Source organism: Methylosinus sp. LW4, from assembly GCF_000379125.1.
GTDB lineage: Bacteria > Pseudomonadota > Alphaproteobacteria > Rhizobiales > Beijerinckiaceae > Methylosinus.
Window position 1 is genome coordinate 593,393 of the sequence record NZ_KB900626.1, and the last position, 25,594, is coordinate 618,986.

Annotated in this window: 19 protein-coding genes and 7 pseudogenes; 20 read left to right on the top strand and 6 right to left on the bottom strand. The window is 57.0% G+C overall.

Annotated features, from left to right (window positions below):
- Positions 1-34 precede the first annotated feature (34 nt).
- From METLW4_RS23750 to METLW4_RS28860, 5 genes are all read right to left on the bottom strand, one after another.
- Positions 35-1,960 carry an AAA family ATPase gene (locus tag METLW4_RS23750; protein ID WP_018264741.1) on the bottom strand — a complete coding sequence of 642 codons (1,926 nt, stop codon included), beginning with the start codon at positions 1,958-1,960 and terminating at the stop codon, positions 35-37.
- A gap of 95 nt (positions 1,961-2,055) precedes the next feature.
- On the bottom strand, positions 2,056-2,706 hold the full coding sequence (locus METLW4_RS0103090; RefSeq protein WP_157234824.1) for a hypothetical protein: 651 nt from the start codon (positions 2,704-2,706) through the stop codon (positions 2,056-2,058).
- 1,514 nt (positions 2,707-4,220) lie between these two features.
- Complete coding sequence (locus METLW4_RS0103095; protein ID WP_018264743.1) at positions 4,221-5,414, bottom strand: IS91 family transposase; 1,194 nt, start codon at positions 5,412-5,414, stop codon at positions 4,221-4,223.
- Between the two features lie 9 nt (positions 5,415-5,423).
- A complete protein-coding gene (locus tag METLW4_RS0103100) occupies positions 5,424-6,284 on the bottom strand; it encodes a tyrosine-type recombinase/integrase (protein ID WP_018264744.1) in 861 nt (286 codons plus the stop codon).
- A gap of 66 nt (positions 6,285-6,350) precedes the next feature.
- The gene (locus tag METLW4_RS28860) at positions 6,351-7,154 is read right to left on the bottom strand and encodes an ISAs1 family transposase (protein ID WP_083919186.1); all 804 of its coding nucleotides are present in this window, start codon (positions 7,152-7,154) and stop codon (positions 6,351-6,353) included.
- Positions 7,155-7,472: 318 nt separating this feature from the next.
- Between METLW4_RS28860 and METLW4_RS23755 the strand changes: the two genes are divergently transcribed.
- From METLW4_RS23755 to METLW4_RS0103180, 15 genes and pseudogenes are all read left to right on the top strand, one after another.
- Positions 7,473-8,156, top strand: coding sequence for a transglutaminase-like cysteine peptidase (locus METLW4_RS23755; RefSeq protein WP_083919187.1), 684 nt, complete (start codon positions 7,473-7,475; stop codon positions 8,154-8,156).
- A 652-nt stretch (positions 8,157-8,808) separates the two neighbouring features.
- Positions 8,809-9,366 carry a transcription termination/antitermination protein NusG gene (nusG, locus tag METLW4_RS26870; protein ID WP_157234828.1) on the top strand — a complete coding sequence of 186 codons (558 nt, stop codon included), beginning with the start codon at positions 8,809-8,811 and terminating at the stop codon, positions 9,364-9,366.
- A gap of 258 nt (positions 9,367-9,624) precedes the next feature.
- Complete coding sequence (locus tag METLW4_RS26875; protein WP_083919189.1) at positions 9,625-10,995, top strand: WcaI family glycosyltransferase; 1,371 nt, start codon at positions 9,625-9,627, stop codon at positions 10,993-10,995.
- 88 nt (positions 10,996-11,083) lie between these two features.
- Complete coding sequence (locus METLW4_RS23765; protein ID WP_444849021.1) at positions 11,084-11,920, top strand: IS5 family transposase; 837 nt, start codon at positions 11,084-11,086, stop codon at positions 11,918-11,920.
- 45 nt (positions 11,921-11,965) lie between these two features.
- Entirely contained in the window at positions 11,966-12,472 is a 507-nt protein-coding gene (locus METLW4_RS23770; RefSeq protein WP_018264750.1) for an IS5/IS1182 family transposase, read from the top strand.
- A gap of 179 nt (positions 12,473-12,651) precedes the next feature.
- Entirely contained in the window at positions 12,652-12,900 is a 249-nt protein-coding gene (locus METLW4_RS0103135; protein WP_018264751.1) for a transposase, read from the top strand.
- Positions 12,901-12,946: 46 nt separating this feature from the next.
- Positions 12,947-13,135: pseudogene (locus METLW4_RS26880) on the top strand (transposase); the annotation flags it as partial.
- A gap of 233 nt (positions 13,136-13,368) precedes the next feature.
- Positions 13,369-14,163 carry a glycosyltransferase family 2 protein gene (locus tag METLW4_RS28865; RefSeq protein ID WP_083919192.1) on the top strand — a complete coding sequence of 265 codons (795 nt, stop codon included), beginning with the start codon at positions 13,369-13,371 and terminating at the stop codon, positions 14,161-14,163.
- Between the two features lie 71 nt (positions 14,164-14,234).
- The gene (locus tag METLW4_RS26890; RefSeq protein WP_198290165.1) at positions 14,235-15,230 is read left to right on the top strand and encodes a glycosyltransferase family 2 protein; all 996 of its coding nucleotides are present in this window, start codon (positions 14,235-14,237) and stop codon (positions 15,228-15,230) included.
- A gap of 60 nt (positions 15,231-15,290) precedes the next feature.
- Positions 15,291-15,738: pseudogene (locus METLW4_RS26895) on the top strand (helix-turn-helix domain-containing protein); the annotation flags it as partial.
- Positions 15,739-15,760: 22 nt separating this feature from the next.
- Positions 15,761-16,102, top strand: coding sequence for a hypothetical protein (locus METLW4_RS0103155; protein ID WP_018264754.1), 342 nt, complete (start codon positions 15,761-15,763; stop codon positions 16,100-16,102).
- A gap of 424 nt (positions 16,103-16,526) precedes the next feature.
- Entirely contained in the window at positions 16,527-17,408 is an 882-nt protein-coding gene (locus METLW4_RS26900; RefSeq protein WP_157234834.1) for a glycosyltransferase family 2 protein, read from the top strand.
- A gap of 97 nt (positions 17,409-17,505) precedes the next feature.
- Positions 17,506-18,375 carry a glycosyltransferase family 2 protein gene (locus METLW4_RS26905; RefSeq protein ID WP_083919196.1) on the top strand — a complete coding sequence of 290 codons (870 nt, stop codon included), beginning with the start codon at positions 17,506-17,508 and terminating at the stop codon, positions 18,373-18,375.
- Between the two features lie 265 nt (positions 18,376-18,640).
- A pseudogene (locus METLW4_RS0103175) lies at positions 18,641-19,491 on the top strand (IS3 family transposase); the annotation flags it as partial.
- 54 nt (positions 19,492-19,545) lie between these two features.
- Entirely contained in the window at positions 19,546-20,748 is a 1,203-nt protein-coding gene (locus METLW4_RS0103180; protein ID WP_018264759.1) for an IS256 family transposase, read from the top strand.
- 6 nt (positions 20,749-20,754) lie between these two features.
- Here the strand turns inward: METLW4_RS0103180 and METLW4_RS26910 are convergent.
- Positions 20,755-20,958: pseudogene (locus METLW4_RS26910) on the bottom strand (integrase core domain-containing protein); the annotation flags it as partial.
- Positions 20,959-20,986: 28 nt separating this feature from the next.
- On the opposite strand from METLW4_RS26910, the pseudogene METLW4_RS28485 reads away from it, so the two are divergent.
- The 5 genes and pseudogenes from METLW4_RS28485 to METLW4_RS23780 form a co-directional block, all read left to right on the top strand.
- Positions 20,987-21,121 (top strand): annotated as a pseudogene (locus METLW4_RS28485) (IS3 family transposase); the annotation flags it as partial.
- 67 nt (positions 21,122-21,188) lie between these two features.
- A pseudogene (locus tag METLW4_RS27560) lies at positions 21,189-21,370 on the top strand (transposase); the annotation flags it as partial.
- Between the two features lie 147 nt (positions 21,371-21,517).
- Entirely contained in the window at positions 21,518-22,783 is a 1,266-nt protein-coding gene (locus METLW4_RS27565; protein WP_157234836.1) for a hypothetical protein, read from the top strand.
- Positions 22,765-24,528, top strand: a complete 1,764-nt coding sequence (locus METLW4_RS0103190) for a right-handed parallel beta-helix repeat-containing protein (RefSeq protein ID WP_083919197.1) — start codon at positions 22,765-22,767, stop codon at positions 24,526-24,528. The genes METLW4_RS27565 and METLW4_RS0103190 overlap by 19 nt, the downstream gene beginning before the upstream one ends.
- 103 nt (positions 24,529-24,631) lie before the next feature.
- A pseudogene (locus METLW4_RS23780) lies at positions 24,632-25,561 on the top strand (IS630 family transposase).
- The last annotated feature ends 33 nt before the right edge of the window (positions 25,562-25,594 follow it).

Sequence of the window (25,594 nt, forward strand, 5' to 3'; positions counted from 1 at the left end):
GGTCGTCCCACGACCTCTCGAGGCGCCAACATGATCACGGTCCATTCGGGCGCGAGACGGCCGCCGTCGCCTCCGCTCCGGTGAGGCATCGCCTCTCCTGCAATCGGTCGGCGATCACGAGCACGGCATCCCGCCGCTCGCGAATGAGATCGAGCGCGCGGTCATAGACGCGGGCGAGGTCCTGCTCCACGGCGGCGCGGAGAGCGCCGTCGCTCGCCAGCAGCGTCTCGATCGGCTCGCCGCGGTGGAGGAGGCTGTCGCCGAGCCCTTGCCGCGCCCGCGCCTCGGTGAGCAGCCGCGTCGCCTGGGCGAGATCGCCGACGGCGCCGGTAGACGCCTCGCCGAGCAATTCCTGCTCGGCGGCGCGCCCGGCCAGCACGGCGAGAGCGACATTGTCTATGTCCCGCCGCCTCGGCGCGGTTGTCGGCGCATGCGCGATCGTGCGGCCGCCGGATTCGCCGCGCCCGATCAGCGACGCCTGCGCGATCTCATGGCCGACGGCCAAATGGGCGACGACATGCCCTGCCTCGTGGACGGCGGCGATGCGCATATCCTCCGGTGACCGGTCGTCCTCGGGCGCGACGACGGCGAGGAGATCGTCGATCTCGAGCACACGTCCGGCGACGCGAGCGCGGCTCGTCGCCACCTTGGCCCAGCCGGCGGCGTCGGCGGGAGTGGAGCCCGGCGCGAGGCGAGCGACGGCCTCGAGATCGGCGTCGGCCAGCGCCGCGCCGAGATGATAGCGCAGCACGCGCCCGAGCGCGGCGGCGTCCGGCGGCGCCAGAGTGATGATGCGGTCGAAGCGTCCGGGCCGGATGAGCGCCGGATCGAGAGATTGGGGGTGATTGGTCGCCCCGATGACGATAATCCCCTCGCGCGGCGTCGCCGCGCCGTCGAGGAGCGTCAGCAAGAAATTGACGATCGGCTGCCACCAGTCGCGCCCGCGCGACGACAGATTGCGGCGATCGGGAATTCCGTCCAACTCATCGATGAACAGCAGGGTCGGACGCTGCGCGCGGGCGGCGTCAAAGGCCGCCTGAGCAGCCTGAATGACGTCGCCGAGATTGCCGTCGCGCATGGTGAACCATGCGCCACAGGAAGTCGACACGATCGGCATATCGAGGGTTCTGGCAATGGCCCGCGCGAGCAGCGTCTTGCCGGTTCCGGGCGGTCCGCTGAGCACGACGGAAGCGGCGATGCTGCGCCACGGCAGGCTTTTCGCGCGCCAGGCCGCGACATCCGCGACGAGGCCGAGCGCCCAGTCGCGCGCCGGTCCCTCATAGCCGGGGAGCTCCGCCAGGCTAGGCGTATCGTCCACCGCGCCGGCGCGCGCCTTCGCCGCAGCGAAGGAGGCGAGGTTTTCCAGAAATTGTGCGGCGCCGACATCCGGCCGGAAGGCGGCGACGATTTCCGAAAAGCTCAGCGTGTCGGCGACGCCGAGCGGAATGCGTCCGCGCAGACGCCGGCCGCGCAGGCTGCGAAAGACCCGCCGCAACACGGCGCCATCCGGCGGCGCGACGGCGAGACGCGTATCGGCGACGGTCAGAAGCGTGGCGGGCAGATATCGCTCCGGCTCCTGCGAGACGCCGATCGCGCAGTGTCCTTCGGACAGCGCCTCGGCGATGTCGGCGCCGGCCGAGTGCGGCCGCTTCGCATGTTTGGAGCCGCCGCCATCGGTGAAAATCTCCGCATCCGTGACGAGCCGCCTTGCCGCGCCTGCGAGGGGCGCGATCCAATCGGCGCCCGGCGCTTTTATAATGAGCGTGAATGTGTCGCCGCGTCGGATGCGCTTTCGCAGCCGCGGTGTCAATGCCGCGTCGAGGCAGGCCGTGGCCAGCACATCCGCGGTCGACGGCCGACCGTCCAGCAGATTTTCGAAGCGATCGTTTTCCGCATCATAGGAGTCGCCGTCGTCGGTCTGCGCCGATCGGAGCGTGGCGGCGAGCTTGTTCCTGCTCATGGCATATTCCTTCGATCGCGCCCTTTGCAGGCGCGCTGATTTCGCGAGGGAGTGGGAGCGCGGGCGCCGATAGCGACGGACGCCCGCGCGCTGCGTCAGAACAGGGGGAGGCGGCTCGGGGATTCTTCACCCACGTCGCGCCAGAAACGCGTGAGCGACGATCGGTTGCCGACGATGAATTTCCCCGCCGCGTCGAGAGAGGTAACGCGCAGGTCGCAGAGCAGCACCATCGCGCCGGGACGATCAGGCGACGGCTTCAGCAGGCCGGAGCGCAGCAGCTTCGCCCGAGTCGTAACGTCGGAGCGTCGCGCCGACGGCTGCGTCCTGTCGCGGATTTCCGAGCCCGCGAGCAGAATCCACTCGTCATCGACGAGGGCGGCCGCCGCACGCAAGGCGCCCTTCTCGAAGACGGCGATGCGTTCGGCGCCCTCGGGCGCCTCATAGGGCGCCATCGGATCGTCGTCTTCCTCGTGACGCGTGACGTCGTGATCCTCGAACCAATCCTCGCCGAGTGCGCCGACCAGCAGGCGCATTTGCTCATAGAGGAGGCGGGATTTCGTCAGCACGGAGCGCGTCGGCGACTCGGCGTCGGCGCCGGAGCCGAGGCGACAGCGTCCGAGCTTCAACAGGCGCTCATGCGCAAAATATTGAAGAGCGAGCGCGCGCGACTTGTCGATTCCTGCGCCATAGACGATCAGCGCTCGATCGAACCAGTTCAGATGGGGGTCGTGCCGATGCGTGCGCATGCGTCCTTCAACGTCACAGGTTTCGCCGGGTCGCAAAATGGGCGTCGTCGCATGCGAGCCGATCAGCATATAGAACGCCGCCGTCCGCAGCGGCAGCCTGCGGCAGAGCGTCGACAGGTCGGATCGATCGCACATAACGGCCGTGGGGCCGTCATTTCCGAGGCCGACGATTTTGAACTTGAAGACTTCCGGAGCCGGCTCAACCGGACGGAGGCGCGTCATAGTTTTGATATTCAAAACAAAAACTCCCCTAGCTCGCCGAGGCGGCGCCAAGCGCCAGCGACAATCGGCGTCGATGTTCAGGTTCAAAGGGCAGGCGCAGGCGATCAGCCGGCGCGATGCTTTCGGGCCTGGAACGGGCTAGGGGACGCGCGCAAGCTCGCGGCGCGTGGGGATTCCGCCGGGGACGGCGGCATGATAGTGACGATGATAGCCATGTTTGATCCTCTCATGATCAATGTGGTCAGGCCGTCGTTTGGGAGTTGGCGCTCCCTGCGACGGCCGCTCGCTCGATCACACGAGCGAACGATGTGAAGCATTTCGAGCCCGCGTGTTTTGGTCAAGGCGGTTCGATCGATCATAGTAAACGACCGATTCAGACATTCTGTTCGTCGTTCTCCGCAGTCGCCACACGGACGAAACTCTCTCGATTACGCGATTTTGCGGAAAATCTTTCGGACAAGATGGTTGAGAATTTTCTCTGACCGCTCACCTCGACGGTCCATTAGCTCGCACGGCGTGCCATCCGGCTTCGATGTACCGAACACGAGCCCGCCCGGAATTTGCCAATACGATCGGGGTTCGAAGGTCTTGCCGGTCGGCTGCTTAGGGTCGACCTGCGATGGTTGACCCGAGATCCTCTCCCTTCGTCCGTTCTCGCTCGATCGAAGCAGGTCTGATTTCAGCGCGGTTCCTGCTAGCCCGGATTTCTCAGTGCGCTCCGAAGGCGTGCATCACCAGTGGAGGCAGGTTCCACCCAGAGAGTTGTCGATTGATCTGGTAGCTGACGAGCTGTCGATCTGCGCACGCACGACGCCGGTGGCCGACATCAAATCGGAACGCTGGCCGGCTTCGGATCGGAACAGGTGGCCGGCTTCATATTGGAATGCATGGCCGGCTTCGTCGGAATACTAATACTTGAATACTTGAATACTTGAGGGTTCAAATAGGTTCCGCGTCACGAGTCATGCAGCTGCTCGACCGCGGAACCTATTTGAAGCCGGATTGAACGAAGCCGCGGTGGCGTTAGCCACGATCTATGGGCGCTCGATGCGGCAGGCGGGATCTCGACGGAGCCAATGGAGATGGGAACAGCCGCGACGATCGAGCAGCGGACGGCCGAAAGGGCGCCGACGCTCGATGGCGCCGCAGCTTCGCCCGGATCTGCGATCGGCGCTGCGCTCGCGATCTATGGATGGCGGCGGCGAAAAGCGAGCCGGGTCGATCGCTCCCGTTCGGCGCGGGAGTGTGTCCGTCGAAGTCGGCGAGCAAGAACGGGCGGCGATCCATTGGCTTCATGAGGTGTCGCATTTAGGCGGCGAGTGGCGTGGCGTCGAAGGACGCGGCCATGGGCCGAGATCGACCATGCGGCCGCCGCAACAGGGGCAGATGTCGATCCTCTCGCCGGTGAGCATGGCGTAGCGCTCGCGATAATCGGCAGGTTCGACGCTCGGCGGCGGATCGGCAATATCGAGAGCGACGCGGATATGCGCGAGTTTCTGGGCGCGACGGGCGTTGGCGAGAAAGCCGAAATGACGAATGCGCCGAAAGCCCTTGGGCAAGACGTGCATGAGGAAGCGACGCATGAACTCGTCGGCGTCGAGAGTCATCGCCTTGGATTTGTCGTTGGCGCGATAATCTTTCCACCGAAAGCGCACGACGCCGTCGTCGCAGGCCAGCAGCCGGCCATTGGCGATGGCGACACGATGCGTGTAGCGGCCGAGATAGTCGAGGACCTGTCGCGCGCCGCCGAACGGGCGCTTGGCATAGACGACCCATTCGATGTCGCGCAACGGAGCGAGATATCGCGCGAACGCAGTCGGCTCGTGCAGTGCCGCGAGGTCGCCGAAGAACTTCAAATCGCCGGCGTCGAATGCTGCTGTCAGGCGCTCGAGAAACAAGCGACGATAAAGCCGCGATAGAACATGCACGGGCAGGAAGAAGCCGGGTCGGCAAGCGATCCAGCGCCCATCCGGCCCGAGGCCGCCGCCCGGCACGATGCAATGGACATGTGGATGATGTGTGAGCGTCTGCCCCCAGGTGTGCAGGACGGCGATCATGCCGGTCTCCGCGCCGAGGTGTCTCGGGTCGGCGCCGATGACGTGGATCGTCTCCGCGGCCGCCTTGAACAGGATATCGTAGACGAGCGCCTTGTTCTGGAGAGCGATCACAGCGATCGGCGCAGGCACGGTGAAAACGACGTGGAAATATGGAACCGGCAGGAGCTCGGCGCGACGATCGGCGAGCCACTGCGCGCGCGCCAGCCCTTGGCACTTGGGACAATGTCTATTGCGGCAGCTATTATAAGAGACGCGAATGTCTCCGCAGTCCTCGCATCGCTCGGCATGTCCGCCGAGCGCCGCCGTCCGGCACGTTTCGATAGCGGCCATCGCACGGCGCTGGTCGATAGACAGCCGATCACCCTGCGCGGCGCGGAACGCGGCGCCATGAAGGCGGAAAATATCCGCCACCTCGATCCTCGGGCGCATGCGCGCCGCTCATTCGAGCGGGACGACCCGGCATGAAAGTCGATCGAAGGGGCTCGGCGTTCCGGCGATCAGATTCGTCGCGACTTGCGCATAGCGGCTGGTCGAAGAAAGGTCGGAATGACCGAGCAGCGCCTGAATGACGCGGATGTCGACGCCGGCCTCGAGGAGATGGGTGACGAAACTATGCCGCAGCGTGTGGGCGGTGACGGGCTTGCTGATCCCGGCTTGTTTCCGCGCCCTGCGGCAGGCGTCTTGCAAGGCGCCGGTGCTGACATGAGAGCCTGGCTCCTGACCCGGAAAAAGCCAAAGGCTCGGCCGAGCCTGCCGCCAATAGGCCCGCAAAATGTCGAGGAGACGCAACGACAACATGGCGTATCGTTCTTTGCCGCCTTTGCCCATCTCCACATGGATCAACATCCGCGTGCTGTCGATCGCGTCGACCTTCAGACACGTCACTTCCCTGACCCGCAAACCCGCGGCGTATGCGGTGGTCAGCGCGACCCGGTTACGAAACCCCTCGACCGCTTCCAGAAAGCGCACGACTTCTTCCGCATTCAAGACAGCGGGCAGCTTCTCGGGTTCACGGCCGAAGACGATCCGCTCGATCGCTTCTTTCTGTCCAAGGGTGACGCCATAGAAGAACCGTAGTGCGCATGTGACCTGGTTGATGTGCCCCCAGGAATGCTTCGTTGCGACGAGGTGCAATTGGTAGGCGCGTACCTCCTCAGCGCCAAGGCGATCTGGGGAAGAATTGAAATGGCGGCTGAACCGCGCGACCGCATAGATGTATGATTGCTGTGTCGCCTGCGAGAGATTACGGACCGTCATGTCCTCGATCATGCGCTGGCGCAGAGGGCTGATTGTGGCCATCTGGGGCTCCTGTCCTGAGAGGGGTTTGATCTGGCGATCACATCCTCTCAGACAGGAGGCTTCACTTCAGCAGCCTCGCCGCTCCTCCCGCGTAGCGGGTTCGTTCAATCCGCACGTAGACCTCGACGCGCCGGTCCTCCTGACGATTCCGCGCCAGATTCCGGCTGTCGGCCGTGGCGATTGGAGCCGCTGTTGCGGCGACGTGTTCGCAGTGTTGCAGCAGGCTCGGCTGATTACCTTTGACTTGCACGATGAGATCATTGCCGGTCGCTTTGGCGATCTCGAAGGTTTTTTTGGAAGTGCATGGCGTCGAGCGTGAAGACGCGCTCTTTCAAGCCCGTGGCGGCGACCAGCGCCTGCGCGGCGGTTATCTCGTTCGATTTCTCGTCGATGACGACATTGCGCGAGAATGATCTGATGGTTGACGCCGAAGGCGCTGAGCACATGCGCCGCTTTGCGATCGGCGAAAGCGTCGAAGCTCTGCCGGAGGGTCTTTCCGTCGATGGCGATGAAGCGGGACGGGGCGTCCGCGCAGGAGCTGTCGAGGCTTTCCGCATGACGACGGAACGATTTCTCGAGCTCGTTCGGATCGAGCTGCCGCAGGATGCCGCGCACAGAGGTGTAGGCCGGCACCCGATGCAGCGCCGTGTCCGGAAACGCCGAGTTGAGCAAGGAAAGCCTGGCGCGGATCAGAGCGTGAATTTGCCGATACGACCGAGCGCCGCTCAGCATGGCGAGGATCGAGAACAGGATGACGCCGACTTGGTTGTAAATCTTCCTTCGGCGCGTCGCCGATCGGGGATGGCGGCAAGGCAGGATGCAAGATCGATCGTCGTCACGGGGCAACCTCCGATTCGGGTTACTCCCCATAGATTTAGACACTTACTTGACTGAAAAGTGAAAAATCGTGCACTGATCAGCCTGAAGCACAGAGCGTTGAACAGCCCTGGGGGCGGGGCAGGTGCGCAGGACTGCGACTTCAGGCATGTGCTCTGGTCCTTTGAACGCAACCTTTGCTGAGGACGAAGCTAAATGGCCCAGCTACTCAGCCGCAATCTCGGCTCCCTTGATTAATTTTCTCATAAGCAGTGACATAGATTGCGATTAAAAACTTCTTGTAGATATCCACGGTCCTAAAATATATGTGGTTTAGAACAAGCTCCGAGGCAAACATTCGGAGTTCATGTCATGTCAAATACTTTACATTCTATCGTGTTGTCGGCCGTGCTCGCTGGCTTCGCTTCCCACGCGATTGCAGTACCACTGGGGTTTTCGCGTCATCTCGGTGGTAGCTACTCCGATATTCGACTGGGTGAAGGAGGTCCGGTCCTGGCGCCGTTCGAACACGTCCGCTTCTGCATGAGGAATCCAGACGAATGCACGATCGATGCGGGCGGCACCGGCGAGATCGAATTGACCGCCGCCACAGCGTCGGCGCTTGCAGGAGTGAATGCCGAGGTTAACGCTTCGATCGAAGCTCAGCGCAAGACCGTGGCCTATTCGGCCTCCGGCGGTTGGCGCATCGCGCCTACGAATGGCGATTGCAATGATTACGCGGTGACGAAGCGGCATATGCTGGTTGAAATGGGATTTTCACCTCAGGCCTTGCTTCTCGCTGTTGTCAGGACAGCAAGCGGACAAGGACATCTCGTTCTGCTGGTCCGTACCAGTCAGGGCGATCTCGTCCTCGACAATCTGCGTGCCACCATTCGTCCGTGGTTCGACACTGAATATGAATGGGTGTCACGTCAGTCGAATGACAATCCGCGGCGTTGGGTTCAGGCTATTCGCAGCACTGGGCATAGGCCTGCGGTAAAGCCCTTGCCGTTCTTCGCTTCCGGTCAGTCGCCTTTCGAGTTCCGAATTGGCTAAACGATCATTTCGAAATTCTATCTGCGACTGCCTGCCCGATCTTGGCTTTGAAGCGGAAACGCGTAGCATCGTTGCCCGCGCCCTCTATGGCGAACATTGAGATGCCGCTGGGCCAAGTCGCAGGGGCTATTATGCTACGATTCAAGGCCATGTCTATGGTGATGCACTTGGAGTTCGCCCATGTCGTCCAGCCGGTGAAGGCTGTTGAGAAAGCGCCGATCATCTCGGGTCAGGAACTGGATGAACCAGTGTCCGCGGGGAACGCCATTCTGATCTGGCGATAAGCCACGAACGAGGGCGCCACATCAATGGGCAATGCCTGCCGAGCAATTTCGTCGCGTCTGGATGGATTCGATTTGCGTAATCATGGTCGTTGGATTATTTTAGTTTAAACAAATGGTTGAGTGCAACGGAGTGTGGCGCTCCGTCGGTTGCAGGTGGTCATTGGAGAAAGCGGCTCACGAAAGGGCGGAATATTGGGATTTGGGGGATCAGGATGCCGGCGCGAAAGCGGCCGACTGGACTAGCAATTACTCAGGCCTTCCACATGCCGCGACTGAGATTTTGTGCTTATGAGAGGGCGGGGTGTAGTTATTGAATGACCTGAGTTGATCTCGAAGATGGTTGGAATTGCAACAGCGGAGTCATATGCGTGCATGGTTCGTTCACTGGTCAGGCCGAGTTCTGCGATCGAGAGGTACGACTCGCAAGCGGGCAGCGCTGGTATCTCGCACATACACTACCGCATCAGGAAGAGAGAGCTCAGGCTGCCCTGGAGCATCAGGGGTTTCGCAATTTTTTACCACGTCGACTCAAGACCGTGCGCCATGCGAGGCGCCTCCGGACCGTGAATGCGCCGATCTTTCCGCGATACATTTTCGTGGAGCTTGACCTGGATCGAGATCGGTGGCGAAGCGTCAACGGCACACGCGGCATCTCAAGTCTGGTAATGGCCCTTGAGCGGCCGCTGCCTGCTCCTGTTGGTGTCGTCGAAACGTTGATCATGTCGAGCGATGGGGCTGGACAGTTACGATTCGTTGAGAATTTCGAAGTGGGGCAGCGGGTGCGGTTGGTTGCCGGACCTTTTGCACAATCGCTCGGAATTCTCGACCGGCTGTCGTCAACGGAGCGCGTAGCAGTATTGCTGAACATCATGAGCGGGGCTATACGAGTCAGCGTTGCACGAGATTGGGTCGAGCCAGCTTCGTAAAAAAGCTCTCGGGTGTTCCAGTGCATCCATAGAGCGGCTTTTGATGAACCGAAATGCAGCATTTCAGTTCATGACGGCAAACATTCCTGCTCCGATCGGGGTAAGCGGCGCAGGCAGGCCAATAGAACGGGGGCTTATCACTGAGCCACCCGAAGGGCGGTAGCATGAATATGTGCTTATATAAGTGGGATCCTGATTTTCTTGCTTAAGCGCCGCAAATTTGTGACGGAATGAAACTAATGTTTTTAAGGTTGATGGATGTTAAGTATCAGCATTTTATCAAAGATAAACATCCTCGTCCTTGACTGGCGGCAGAAGGCTCGCGCTCCTGTGAACAAACCTAAGACGAACACGGATCAGCGCAGGCAAAAAATTTTAGTACACGCTATAAATTTTGCTCCCGAACTCATCGGGTGCGCGAAGTACACGACAGAGTTGTGCCAATTTCTGGCGGCGCAGGGGCACAATGTGGAGGTTGTCACAGCCCCGCCGCATTATCCGGGGTGGGTGGTGCGGTCTCCCTATCGTTCTTGGGTCTACAAACGTGAGGCTTTCGGCCCGATCCAAATAACGCGATGTCCAATGGTGATGAAAGCGGGAGCGCACGGATTTTGGCGACTACTTGCGCCACTCAGTTTTGCTGTCGCAGCGGCCCCGATCGTCACATGGCGAGTTTTTCGATTTCGGCCCGATGTGATCTTGTGTGTCGAACCAACTTTATTTTCTGTACCGATTGCTCTGATCGCTGCAAAGCTTGTGAGAGCGCGCAGCGTCTTGCATGTACAGGACCTCGAAGTCGATGCAGCATTCGAAGTCGGACATCTCAGCGGCGCAGGCATTCGAAAGATAGCCAACCATCTTGAACGGCGATTGTTGGATTCCTTCGATCAAATTGTCACTATCTCTGAGAAGATGCGTGAAGCTTTATTGATCAAGGGCCTTCGATCCGCAAACGTAATCGTAATCAGAAATTGGGTTAATCTAGACATGATTTGTCCCCTTCCAAGGGATTTAAACGCCTTCAGGAGGTTTTTCGGCTTTTCAGACCAAGATTTTATTGTCCTATATGCAGGACATGTTGGCGTCAAGCAAGGGTTAGACGTTGTTCTGAAGGCCGCCCGTCGTCTTGCTGTACGTCAAGCAATTCACTTTATTATTGTCGGCGACGGACCAATGCTTGGAGAGCTAAAGCAGGAATTTGCTGATATCGAAAATGTTGCTTATTTGCCGCTCCAGCCAAATGATCAATTGAGCGAACTATTGGCAATGGCAGATCTACATGTGCTCCCGCAACTCCCAGGGGCGGCGGATCTTGTGTTACCTTCAAAGCTCGGTGGAATGCTCGCGAGTGCCCGGTTGATCGCGGCGACCGCGGCGCCCGGCACGGAAATCTTCAATATTCTACAAGGTGTCGCCATATTGTCTGCACCTGGCGACGATGAGGGCCTAGCGCAGTCGATTTTGTCGGCTCATTCACGCGACTTTTCCGCAAATATTGCTCGAGGGCTCGCCGTGGCGGAGACACTGAGCTCAGCGCGGCTCCTTCCCAATTTTGAGAGGCTGCTGGTCGGGCAAACGAACGCCTCCCAAAACAAAGGGGAACGCTTTGCAAAACTGGCGAACCCGTGATTCTCTGAGTGTCGGTCCGAAGACAAGTTGAATCGGATGAATCGCTTGTGATTCAATGGAGGCGGCCTGATTCTCGCGGAGACCGCCGATGTGGACGAATGAAAATCGCGCGCGCTACGATCGTAGCAAATTGCGCTACCCGAGCGACGTGACGGACGCGGAATGGGCGCTCATCGGACCGCTGATCCCACCGGCGAAACGGGGCGGCGGAAAGCGCACGGTCGACATGCGCTCGATCGTGAACGGCTTGATGTATGTTCTCGACCGGCTGCCAATGGCGCGCGATCCCCAAGGATTTGTCGCCCAAGAGCACGGTCCATGGCTATTTCGATCTTTGGACATACGACGGAACGCTCGATCGCATCCATCATGCTCTTTACGTGAAGTGTCGCGAAGCGGCAGGGCGCGAGACCAGCCCAACCGCCGCGGTCATCGACAGTCAAAGCGTGAAGAGCGCAGAAAAAGGGGGCATTGCATCGATCCGCATGGCTACGATGCAGGAAAAAAGATCAAGGGCAAGAAGCGGCACATTCTCGTCGATACGATAGGCTTGCTGCTTCACGCGCTCGTTCATCCGGCCGACATTCAGGATCGCGATGGCGGCGTTCTCGTCCTGCGCACGATGTTTGGAAAATTCCCATTTCTACAAAAGCTGTTTGCCGACGGCGGCTATCAGGGCCCGCGGTTCCGTGACGCACAGAAGAAGGCCCTGCCGTTTGTCGACACCGAGATCGTCAAGCGCTCGGATGCGGCCAAAGGTTTCGAGGCGCTGCCTCGCCGATGGGTCGTCGAAAGAACCTTTTCTTGGCTCGGTCGCTGCCGAAGGCTGGCCAAGGACTTCGAAAACCTCAATCGCAAGGCGCTGGCGTTTCTTCACCTCGCTTCCATCCGCCTCATGCTCAGAAGGCTTTGTAATCAGGCATGAAGTTCACGGACCGACTCTGAGGCGTCCGAGGGATGTGAGTCACCGATGTCACGCCGCAACTTCAGCCAACCTTCGCTCGCCGACGCATTCGTGAAAGCCTATTCTCGTCCTGGTGGGTTTCTAGAAGATATCGCCAAGACGTTCGAGTGGAGCGCGTTCGACGTTATTTTGCGTCCGCTGCATTCTTCGAGCGACGGCGCGCCGGCCTATCCGCCACTGACCATGTTCAAGATCGTGCTGTTGCAGCAGTGGCATGGGCTGTCCGACCCCGCCGCCGAGGGGGCTGTGCGCGATCGCCTGTCGTTTCGGCGCTTTTGCGGGGGGGCGCTGGACGAGGAGACGCCGGACCATTCATCGATCTGGCGGTTTCGACAGCAGTTCGCCAAGCTCGGCCTCGACGAGAAACTACTTGCCGACGTCAATCGACAACTTGACGCGCGCGGGCTGATCGTGAAGCGCGGCGCGCTGGTCGACGCCACTATCATCGCGGCCGCCGTGAAGCAGCCGCCCCACGACGAGCACGGCTGTCCGGGGAAGGTTTTTCGGTTGTAAAGAGGTTGGTTGAGGACTCGCGCAGATTGCGAAATCTGCCTTCGGACCGTTCTTCCAGCCTCTTTCGTCCGTGTTTTCACGAAACAGCCGCCGCATAGACAACGTCGGGGCCAATCTTTGGTTGAGAAGCAGACCAAAAAGACTCGCTTACATTGTACCCAAGTTTTCCCCGGACAGCCGTGCACGACGAGGGGCAGGTCAATCCGCGCGACCCGGACGCGACTTTCACCAAGAAGAACGGCGAGAACTACTTCGGCTACAAGGCGCATCTGGCGGTCGACGAAGAAAGCGGCATCGCGCGCCGAGTGGCGATGACGAGCGCCGATCTGCACGACAGCCAGCGCGGCGAGGCGATGATCCAGGGCAATGAAGAGGCCTATTACGGCGACACGAGGCATATGATAGCGCCGAGCCACGCAAGGCGTTGAACGACAAGAAGATCGACGACAAGATCGCCTATCAGGCGAAGCGCGGAGCGCGACAGCCCTACTGGCAGAGATGGTTCAACAAGACGGCGTCGAGCGCGCCAACGCGACGATGAAGAACTGGTATGGTATGGCGCGAGCACGCTACCGCAGCCTCGCGCGCAACAATTGTCATCTTCAGTTCGTCGTCATGGCGATGAACATGAAGCGGGCGCGGGTTCTCGAAGCGGCGGCATGATGCCGCGAGGGGAGAGGTGTGCCCCGAACTAGACAGGGATGCGAAAAAATGACCGGCTGACGGCACAGAGCATTGCGCCAGATCGCGCGCGGGCGCATCAAAGCCCGTCGATTGCGGCCGAAAAACCATAAACGCCGAGACCTCGGCTATTCTGCGAAGCGCTCTGTCCTGATTCATTCTCCGAGGTTCAAGACGAAAGCGGCGTTGGCCGCCAACAGGAGTGCAAATAGCCAATGACAGTTACTTCTAATATATCAGAGTCTGTATCTGTTATAATTCCATTTTATAATTCAAGCTCCACTCTAAGGCGAGCCTTAACCTCAGTGTATTGCCAGTCAATTCAGGTAATTGAAGTAATTGTAGTTAATGACTGTTCTTCAAATAAGGAAACTGAGCTTGCGTTATCAATAATTGCTGACTTTGCTCGAGTTAGAGTTATTCATCACAATCGCAACATGGGACCTTCTGCCGCACGAAACTCTGGAATTAGGGAGGCCGTCGGAAGCTTCATAGCGCTTCTGGACTCTGACGATTTTTGGATGGAGGATAAATTACGAATTTGCTTGAGTACAATGAATAATTTAGGAGTAGATTTTTTAGGCCACAATACCACGGTAGGCAGCATATCGCGGCCTTCGTTGATTGATATGCTACATGGTTTTCAAGCCGTTTATAGAATAAATCGCCTAGACATATATATATCAACATCACAATTTGCGCCGTCGACAGTTGTGTTTCGCAAAGGGGCTATGCCCGTGATATTTGATGAGTCAATTTACCTATCCGAAGACTATAGATTGTGGGGGGAGCTCGTATTTCTTGGCTATAGACTCTATAAACTAAAAAAGTGCCTTTCCGTGAGAGACGAGCCACACATAAAAGGAAATGGGCTGACAGGAAATGTAGATCGACTACGCTCTGCGCACATTTTAACGCATACATATTTTGTGCAAAGGGGGTATGTTGGCGCCCTACTAGGCCAGATGGCCACTATTTTCCTGAAATTAAAATACATCCGGCATAGATAACAGCTATGATATATATTATACTTGTTAATTGGCGTAGATACAGTGACACGATCGAGTGTCTCGAATCATTGATGCGGATCGATGCTCCGCCATTTAAAATTGTTCTCGTAGACAATGAAAGTATGGAGCCCGGAATTGATCTGATTAGCCAGTGGGCGGACGGCTTGCTTTCTATAGATATGTCGAGTTCTGCGTGGAGCGAAGCCCCTAGGGAACGTCTTCGCGAACCAACATTGTCAACGTGGACGGCGGAGGGATTGGGCAGCCAACCTCAGGCGCTTATAACATTAATTCGTGTAAGTGATAACACCGGCTTTGCAGCAGCAAACAACCTCGGTATTCGTCTTGCGCTGACGGATACAGATTGCACTCATGTATGGCTCCTCAATAATGATACAATTGTAGATCATCGTTCCCTAACTGCTCTTCTTGATCGAGTGGGTCGAGACCGCTCAATTGGAGTTTGCGGTTCGACATTACTATACTATGACACGCCTAAAACTATCCAAAGTCTTGGAGGAGTATTTGATCCCGTGCGCGGACGGGGAACCAATTTAGGAATAGGCAAGCCATTGCAGTTAATGCCTACAACGGAACAAATAGAGAGTAGGCTTGAGTACGTGATCGGGGCGTCCATGCTAGTTACACGTCAATTCCTCGAAGTAGTAGGTTTGATGGAAGAATCCTATTTCTTATATTTCGAGGAGCTCGATTGGGAGCGTCGCTCGCATCGACGTTTCAAACATGCTTGGGCGCGAGAATCATTTGTTTATCACAAAGAAGGGGCGTCGCTCGGAACAAGTTCACGAGGACGGCCGAGCGATGTGTCCTTATATTGCTTCAATTTAAACTTTCTAAAATTTCTAGCCACTTTTCACCCTTCCTTAGTACCGGCGGGGGTTATAATAGTATTTTTTAAGTCCATCGTCGCAGTGAAAAAGCGGGACATTGATGCTTTACGTACATTTTGGACAGTAATGTACGACTTCCTTTGGACAGGACACCCGACACGAACCGGTCTTGAGCGCTTCTCGGCGAAGAGGCGTGCGACGCGCGGAAAAATATGACTAGTGCACTGACGCCGACATAGGATTCACAATTGGGTCTCGGCGTGCGAGTCTGGGCTCATGGCTCAGACTGTCAGAAATATCCTTCGGGATGAAGACCGCGAGCGACTGGACGCGATCGCCTCTGATCGCTCTCGGGCGCCCGAACATATCCAACGCGCAAAGATCGTGCTCTTTTTCGCCGAACGGCTCCCGGTTCTGGAGATCGCCCGGCGCACTGGCGTCAGCCGTCCAGCAGTCTGGCGCTGGCAGCAGCGCTATGGAGAGGAAGGAGTCGACGGCCTGTTGCGCGACAAGACTCAAGCCGGCCCGCGCCCGGCTCGACGCGAAGCTCGTCGCCAGATTTCTCGAACTGACCTGCTCGGAGTCGCTCGGCGCCGCCACTCATTGGACGGGCCGCGCCATGACGAAGATCAAGGGGATTTCGCTGCGGGCGGTGCTGCGCCTCTGGGAAAAGCATCGCCTCCAGTCGCATCGCATCCGCACCTTCAAGCGCTCGAGCGATCCGTAATTCGAACCTCGATGCGCCCATGGTCGCGGGCGGTCGTCCCGTGAGCGTCGCAGGCCGCGCGCTCGCGCTCGAAATTGCCGATGGTGACGAGCGCGACTTTCAGCTCTTCGAGCAGCAGCGGAACGGCAACGATCTCGGTGCTCTTCTAGTCGACCGCTCCCTGGCCGAGCACGAGGCGTTGGCGCGAGGCCCGGGCGGAAACCAGATGCAACGGCAAGCCGTCTTGGCCATGCGGCGCGAGGGTCCGACCGTCGATCACCACAAAGTCGGGCTCCTTCTCGCGCAGGCTTTCCACCCAATTAGCGGGCATTCGGAACAGAGCGAGGCCGGCAGCGCATTCATCACATTGTTGAGCGCGTAATGGGAGGGAACGCCCTTCTCGCAGGGCCGGAGACGGCGCAGAAAGTTGGGCTTCTGCTAGGATCAGCGCTCGATCGCGTAGAAATCCTCGGCCCAGGCCATTGTCACGCACAGGACGATCAGCAGGATTTCCGGCAGGGGAAAGACGACCTACCAAGCGTGGCGTGGGTGCTTGAGGGCGGAAAAATGGTCGACAAGGCTGGTCTTGGACATCGGAGGCCTCAGAGGTTCGAGGCCCACTATGAATGACGGCAATTCTCGAGCCGAAATTCCCCACCCGTTCAAGCGATTGCCGTGCTTGTTCCGCTATCGCTTTTGCTCGGAAACGAATACGTAGGCAGGCTCCTGAGTTCGGACGTATGCACCTCGGGCACCACAAAAGAAACCCTCGGCCAAACCGGACTGCCCAATCTCGGAATTTTCCTATGAACAGCCCACTAATTAGCATCGTGATTCCCGCTTATAATCGCGAGAAAGAAATAAAGCGCTCTTTGATCAGCGTTTTAAATCAAACGTACTCCAATATCGAAGTTATAGTTGTAGACGACAATTCACACGATAATACAATAGAAGAAGCGCTATCTATTGGCGACAAACGAATCAAAATTGTACGCCATTCTCAAAACAAAGGTGCCTCTGCGGCGCGCAATACCGGAATTAAATCGGCCATTGGACAGTTAATAGCGTTTCAAGACACAGATGACGTATGGCTACCTCACAAATTGAAGAAGCAATTAGCGGTTCTTCAGGCAAACCCTGAAAGTAAATTCGGATTTGGGCCTTTTATTCGTGTATCACAAGACAGAGTAAAAGTATTTGGGCATTTATGTCATGCAGACGAAAAAGCAATCATCAACAGTATTGTTCGAACTAACCAGGTCAGCCCACAAACTGTAATTGCGGATACCGCATTTATGCGTCAACATGGCATGTTTGATTGCGATTTTGTCCGCTACGAGGACTGGGATCTCGCGCTACGAATCTGTCGGTTAACTCCGATTGCCTATGATCCAGAACCGCTCGCTATTGTATTCGAAACGCCTGGGAGCTTGTCGAGTGATATCTTGCAAGATGGAATTGCCCGCCTTAGGATTGCAAACAAGCATTTAGAAAAGTTCGATATGCACAAGGCATATTTGGCGCTAAATTATGCCGAGGCCGCGCATTCTTTTGCGAGAAGCGGGAAGTTCGTGGACGCAGTTGATTGCGGCTATTCTGCCCTTCAATGTTCGCCAATCACGCCAGGGGTTTGGGTTCGCTTGCTTAAGGCATCTTTTAGGGCGCTACGGTTCAGTCTTTCTTTCTAAGCCATGGCCCTATCTTCGGTTAGTCGAACAGTCGGCGTCTCTTTGGTAGTCTTTCACTGGGTCGTGGAGACCGCTTTGGTTAAAGATTGGAGTTTGTATGACGGAAGTCAGCATAATCCTGCCCACATATAATCGTGGGCTCTATATTCGACGGGCTATTGACAGCGTTCTATCGCAGACGTTTCAAGATTTTGAATTAATAGTCGTTGATGATTGTTCGACGGACGATACATGTAATATATTGTCAGAATACTCAGATAAGAGAATGCGAGTTATTGTTAATGAACAGAGTGTAGGAGCGGCTGTTGCGCGGAATACTGGAATTAACTCGGCAAAAGGTAACTATATCGCATTTCAAGATTCGGACGATGTTTGGCTGATAGATAAGCTGGAGCGCCAGATAAAGCGGTTAAAAGAGCGGAGTGACTGCCAATTGTGCTTTGGGTCGTTTATTTTATTTGATCATGGGCAAGCTAAAATGAAAGGCCTCTTCGCAGAGCATGTTGTTGATTTGCGAAAGACGCTACTAAAAGAGAACGTAATTACTCCACAAACAATAGTAGCTCGAGCTGAGTTCTTGAAGCGTCATGGAACATTTGATCCTGCATTTCCGCGATACATGGACTGGGACTTGGCATTACGCGTTTCAGCCCTAACGGAAGTGCTCTACGAGCCTGAGCCGCTGGTTGTGGTGTTTTCGACGCCAGGTAACCTATCGAGTAATGTTTGGAATGATTTCGTTGCGCGAGAAAGACTGGCCATGAAGCATCGCGAGAAATTCGAGGGGCACGACCGTGAACGTGCCGTCAACCTCGCTGAGGCGGCCCATTCGGCAATTGTGTCGCGACAATATTGGGTTGGAACCAGGACGTTTGTCTCTGCACTGCGCGCTAAGCCAACGAGTTGGGCGGTATGGAGCCGGCTGTGCAAATCGATTTTTCGTGCAATCGAGTCGGCGTACCGGTGACACTGCACTGTGGGCACGCATCTGTCGGTTATAGAAACACAGGAAGCGACATGGTTGTAGGCGAGAGGACGGCGCGAGCGCTCCTGCAATAAGGTCTCTCCGAGGAAGGTAAGAAAGCGTAGGGGTAGATGGTGACCAGCCCGGGATGCCTCGATGTAACGTCCTTTCGGCGTTGACGCTCAAGACGGATCGTCGGGATGCTGACGTGCCCCTGAAAAATCCCACCAGCATCGAATAGAGTCCGGCCGATAGCAGGACGGACACGATGAAGAAGAAACGGTTCACGGAAGAGCAGATCATCGGGATTTTGCGGGAGCAGGAAGCCGGCGCGAAGGCGGTGGACCTCGCGCGCAAATATGCGGTTTCGGAGACGACGCTCTACAATTGGAAGGCCAAGTTCGGCGGCATGGACGTTTCGGAGGCCAAGCGGCTGAAGGCGCTGGAGGAGGAAAACGCGCGTCTGAAGAAGCTCTTGGCCGACCAGATGCTCGACGCGGCGGCGATGCGTGAGCTTCTGGGAAAAAAATGGTAGGGCCCGCCGTCAAGCGCGAAGCCGTCGCGCACCTTCGGGCCGTCATGGGCCTGTCGGAACGTCGGGCCTGCCGGATCGTCGCGATCGATCGCAAGACGGCGCGCTTCGCGTCGAAGCGTCCGGCCGACGCCGAGCTTCGCGCTCTCGCCAATGCGCGTCGGCGCTTCGGCTACCGGCGGCTGTTCGTCTTGCTCCGTCAACGGGGCGAGCGCTCGGGCAAGAACCGCATCTATCGGCTCTACCGCGAGGAAGGGCTGACGGTGAGGAAGCGCCGCGCGCGCCGCCGCGCCGTGGGAACACGGGCGCCGATTGTCGTCGAGGCGAAGCCGAATGCGCGATGGTCTCTCGACTTCGTGCACGACCAGCTCGCCAGTGGCCGACGATTCCGCATCCTGAACATCGTCGACGACGTAACGCGGGAATGCCTGGCGGCGATCCCGGACACATCGATCTCCAGCAAGCGGGTGGCGCGCGAGCTGTCGGCGTTGATCGAAAGGCGCGGCAGGCCCGGCATGATCGTTTCCGACAATGGGACGGAGTTCACCTCGAACGCCGTCCTGTCCTGGTCGGAGGCGAACAAGGTGGGACTGTCAGGAATCTTGTGTGCGGGGCCATAGTAGAACCGCCGGAGGCGGGCTATGGCGATCAAGAAGGACACACTGGACCAATTGCTGTCGGGACGCGATCCTAAGGAGGTTTTTTCCAAGGACGGCCTGTTCGACGAGCTGAAGAAGGCGCTGGCCGAACGGGTTCTGAACGCGGAGATGGACGACTATCTCGAGAGCGAAGCGGCGGCGGGCAAGGCGAACCACCGCAACGGCTATTCGAAGAAGACCGTGCTGACCGAGACGTCGAAGATCGACATCAGGGTCCCGCGGGACCGGGAGGGGAGCTTCGATCCCAAGCTGATCGCGCGCTATCAGCGCCGCTTTCCCGGCTTCGACGAGAAAATCGTGTCGATGTATGCGCGCGGCATGACGGTGCGCGAGATCCGGGGCCATTTGCTCGAGCTCTACGGTCTGGAGGTCTCGCCCGATCTGATCTCGACGGTCACCGACGCCGTGCTGGAGACCGTCGCCGAATGGCAGAACCGGCCGCTCGAGGCGATGTATCCCTTGGTTTTCTTCGACGCTTTGCGCGTCAAAATCCGCGATGAGGGCCTAGTTCGCAACAAGGCCGTCTATGTCGCGCTCGGCGTCACGCCCGATGGAACGAAGGACATTTTGGGGCTTTGGATCGAAACCTCGGAGGGCGCCAAATTCTGGCTTCGGGTGATGAACGAGCTGAAGAACCGCGGCGTCGGCGACATTCTGATCGCCGTGGTCGACGGCCTGAAGGGCTTTCCGGAGGCGATCAATGCGGTGTTTCCGCAGACGACCGTGCAGACCTGCATCGTGCATCTCATTCGAAACTCGATGGAATTCGCTTCATACAAGGACCGCAACGCGATCGCCGGCGCGCTGAAGACGATCTATCGCGCCCCGACCGCCGAGGCGGCCAAGGAGGCGCTGGACGCCTTCGACGGCGGCCATTGGGGCAAGAAATATCCGTCGATCGCGCAGGGCTGGCGGCGCAATTGGGAGCAGGTCATCCCATTTTTCGCCTTTCCGGTCGCAGTGCGGCGGATCATATACACGACGAACGCCATAGAATCCTTGAACGCGAAGCTGCGGCGCGCCGTGCGGACGAGAGGGAATTTTCCGACCGATGACGCGGCGATGAAGCTCCTCTATCTCGTCTTGCGCCAAGTCGCCGGAGAGTGGAAAATGGCGCCGCGCGAGTGGTGCGAGGCGAAAAATCAATTCGCCATCATGTTCGACGATCGCTTCGTCACGGCGTGATGGGAACGCCGGCGTCGCATAGCCGAGGGAAGAGTGCGGGCGCCGGTGATTATAATCGTGAACCCACGAGCGAACTTTCTCTCTCGCGTGGTCGAGCCCGAAGAACAGCGTCTCGTTGAGCAGCTCGTCCCGCATGCGACCGTTGAAGCTCTCGCAGAAGCAGTTCTGCATTGGCTTGCCGGGCATGATGAAATGCCATTCGACCTTGTTGGAACTGTCAGGAATCTTGTGTGCGGGGCCGGCGGACTATGCCGCCGCGCTCATCGCAACAGGCGATCGGCTGCGCAATCCCGACCAGCTTCGCCGATCGCCTGTTGCTCACCCCACGCCCGCGGGCGTATCAACCGCCGGGACTCAACTCGCCGCTGGATGAAACTTCGGGGGCAGGTCACCCGCAGTTCCGCGACGCACAGAAGACGGCCTTGCCATTCGTCGACACCGAGATCGTCAAGCGATCGGATGCGGCCAATGGCTTCGAGGTTCTGCCCCGCCGATGGGTCGTCGAAGAAGCTTTTCATGGCTTGGTCGCTGCCGAAGACCGGCCAAGGACTTCGAAAACCTCAATCGTAAGGCGCTGGCGTTTCTTCACCACGCCTCCATCCGTCTCATGCTCAGAAGGCTTTGTAATCAACCATTAAGTTCATGGACCGACTCTGAGCAAAAGCCAAATCACCCATCAATGCCTCCACATCGGAGACATTGAATCGCGCCTCACTCGCAACTAATAGGTTCTGAGCTTAGCCAAGTTGCGCGGCTCAAGTGCATATCGGTGACTGAAATGTTCTTTGTATCTGGACTATGTGCAACATTACTTATTTTTAATCAAATATACATTGGCACAAATTTTTCTATAATCTGGCTACTGATAATTTTAGCTCCGTTGTTCTCGCATAAATTTAAGATATATCGTCGCTTTACGGGCTTACAGTTATTGCTTTTGCTATTTTTACTAAAGTTCATTATCGCTTTGAACGGAGCCGCCGTTATTCGTTATTTGACATACATCGCATTTTTCGGGATAGGAACCGCGAGTATGAGGCGAAATCATTTCGACGAGTTTTTCAAGGGATTTCATTGGGGTTTGGGAATCAATTTTGTTTTCGCGTGTGTGCAGGTGATCGGGAGACTAACCAAGTCGTATACAGCAACTTTACCTGTAGAGATATGGAACCCGGTTCTATGGCACGCGATTCTGGATGATGGTATGCTTAGCTTCTATCCGAGGGTTAGCGGATTTACGTTAGAGCCCGCTTATCTCGGAACATTATTGATAATCGCAGCCGGATATCGGATGTTTATTCAGCATCGTCCCGTATTTTCTGGATTATATGGACTATATCTATCATTCAGCATAGTCCTCCTTGTAAATTCACGAACTACTTTTTTCGCTTACGGCTGGCTGGTGGTGTGCAAGCTTCTAACAAAATTGAAAGGAGGAGTCATTACTAACGCAGCTGTATCAATAATTTACATATCATCATTTATATTAATTCCTTTAACAATAATATTAAGAACTGATACCGCTGATTTAAAAGTGGTTGCAGATGACGATATATCTGTGTTCGCTAGGATAGTTCCGCTTACATGGATAAGGGACGGGAATGGCTTATCTTTCGGAAATTATATATTCGGCGTGGGAGACTACAGAGCATATGCTGAAACTGTCAGTATGCCGAGCGTAATTTACGCGCTGTTTTCCTATCAAGGAGGATTGCTCGATTCTAAAAGCCTAGGAGGAGCGTATTTTTTTGATTTTGGACTGATTGGGTTAGTCTTGTTTATGCTTTCTGTGGCCATGGCTTGTCGATGGAACAGATTTGGCTTACTATATGCATCTCTAATAAACATAGCATTTTTCAATGTTTATGCCTTTTCCTGGCCATTATTTTGGCTGGCATTGATGGCTTGCGGACTAACTGGTGGGTCGATCGTTCATGGATCTGCTGCGACTAAATCACGCCGTCGCTCGGATCACGTCAATAAAATTGAGCCATTACCTCTTACCGGGACAATGAAATGTTCTACAAGTCGATGAGATTGCGTCGAATTGCAAAGCGTGTGGTATTGTCGGCGACGCTCTTAATATACATGGTCCCCAGTTTAGATTTTAAGGTTTCCGCACACGAGGATTTAGCGGCATGTGGCAAGATTTCTATCTCAACACGACCCGCGCCCAAAAGGGGAATGTCGCTTGCCGCAGGGATCGAAAGGCTCATCGCCTGTCGACGTGCCTTTCCACGTCATTCTGTACAAGTAAGTTTCGAGGCAGGCACCTATTTTATTAGAGACCCTGTCAACATAGGGCCAGAGGCCTCAGGAGAGCTGGGGGCCGAAACAATATTTAAGCCCCTAGGCGACGGCGACGTATTCTTGAGTGGGGGAGTTCCTCTAACTCTTCACGAAAAGACGCCAACCACTTGGATTTTTGAAACATCTAAGCTGTGTGGTGGTGTGCCACAGCGAGCTTTGTATATCAACGGACAGCGCCGTATCGCCTCAAGTGTTCCCAAGAATGGGCATTTTTACGTTAAGGAAGAAAGAGCGCGTAGGCAGGTCGATGGCCGAGCGATGGACGCGATTGGATTTGGCGATGACTTCGATATGAATGCCGTGACGGTCAATGATCGGACCGAGGTTGTCGGCTATCATTATTGGTCCTCTTCGCGACACAGCCTTAATAATATTGAACGAGCGAGCCGCACGATCACGATCAACGGCCTTACGAGCCACACGGACATCTGGGCGCGATATGCGGTAAAAGAGAGGTATTATCTTTCGAACGCGCGTGATCGTGCTCTCGAACCAGGCCAGTGGTTCGACGACGGTGACCGCATCGAATATTATCCTACCTCACAAGAGGCGGAGGGAGCGCGCTCAACGCCGCCGGTGGTTGTGCTACCGTGCACTCCAAAGGTGTTGGAGATCGCAGAAGGCGCTCATGACATTGTTTTCGATGGAATTTCTTTCGAGCATACAGGCGATGCCCGTCGCGGTTATGCAATTACGCCAATGCAAGCAGCGATAGGCGATCAAATCAATGCGGCTGTCGCGATGAGGGATGCGCATCGCATCATTTTTAAAAATGTCGACGTACACGGTACAGCTGATTTCGCCTTTTGGCTGGATCGTGCGACCACGGAAGCGAGCATTGTGTATAGCACTATGACCGCTTTGGGTGCCGGTGCCATTGCCATCGGCGAAATCGTTCCAACTAATCCGCAAACTCGGGTGGCCGTCGACGTGCGTGCGGGAAACAATATTGCGCATAATACAATTAGAGACGGTGGTCTTGTCCATGAGGATGCGGTGGCTATATGGATTGGCGACGTGGGAGGCAACAAGATCGCTGAAAATGTGATTGAGAACTTCGGTTACACTGCAATTTCGGTCGGATGGCCTACGGGGGCACGCCAATCAAGAGGAAATCTTATCGAGAATAATCGAATCTCCAACATCGGTCGTGGGCTGTTGTCGGACCTCGGTGGCATCTACACGCTCGGGGATCTCGCGGAGACGGTCATTCGCGGCAACAAAATCGATAATGTGCGCCACGCTGCTTACGGGGGCTTCGGCATTTACCTCGACCGCGAGTCGAGCGGGGTAGAGGTTTCTACCAACGAAGTGAGGAATACGGGCGATGCGCCGATCGCGCTTCACTTCGCTCAGTCCAATCGCATCGTCGAAAACAGGTTATGCGCGGTTGAAGGAAGGCCCGCGATACTCGTCATTAAGGCAGGCAAGGCAGAAAATGTCATTGGCAATAATCTCTGCGCGAATTAGAGCATCGTCCGCGCATGGCGATTCAATAAAGCGGAGTGGATTCCCATATCTGAAGCGGAACAGCGATCGGGGGGTGAACGGCGCGATCGGCTGGGAGGGTATCATGGCGCTGTCTATGGATCTTCGCGAGAAGGTGATGAAGGCGATCCGGGGCGGGATGTCCTGCCGACAGGCGGCGGCGAGGTTCGACATCGGACCGTCGACCGGCGTGCGCCGAGGTTACCGGCGATGTCGCCCCGGCGAAAATGGGCGGCGACTGGAGATCGGGACGCATCGAGGCGCGCGCCGATTTCATTCTCGCGCAGACAAAAGAAAAGCCGGACATGACGATGATCGAGCTGAACGACGCGCTCAGTGAGCGTCGCGACTTCGCGGTCGGCCATCGGACCATGTGGCGGTTCCTGGCGCGCCATGGGATCCCGCGCAAGAAGAAGACGGGCCACGCTGCGGAGCAGGAGAGGGGCGATATCGCAGCGGCGCGAGAGGAATGGTTCGAGGGCGAGCTCGATCTCGACCCGGAAACGCTCGTTCTTATTGACGAGGCGAGCATCTCGACGAACATGGCGCGGCGCTTCGGCCGCGCGCCGTGTGGTGAGCGTTGCCGGGCTTCGGTCCCGTTCGGACATTGGAAGACGACGACACTAATCATGGCGTTGCGCGTCGATCGCATCGACGCGCCAATGACGATCGACGGCGCGCTCGAGGGCCGCTCCTTCCTGGCCTATGTCGAGGAGGTTCTGGTGCCGACGCTCTGCGTGGGAGAGGTCGTCGTGCTGGACAATGTCAGGACTCACAAGGTCGGCGGCGTGCGGGAGGCGATCGAAGCGAAAGGCGCGAAGGTCCTTTATCTTCCACCCTATTCGCCGGACTTCAGCCCGATCGAAAAACCCTTCTCGAGATCAAGTCGGTCTTCCAGTGCATCGCGGCGCGCACAGTCGATGCGCTCGAAGCGGCGGTTGCCCAGGCCCTGCGAAGCGTCACGCCGAGCGAATGCGCAAATTACTTCGCCGCATCCGGCTACGATGCAGATTGATAGGATTCCGCTCTAGACCTATAACATGCAAAG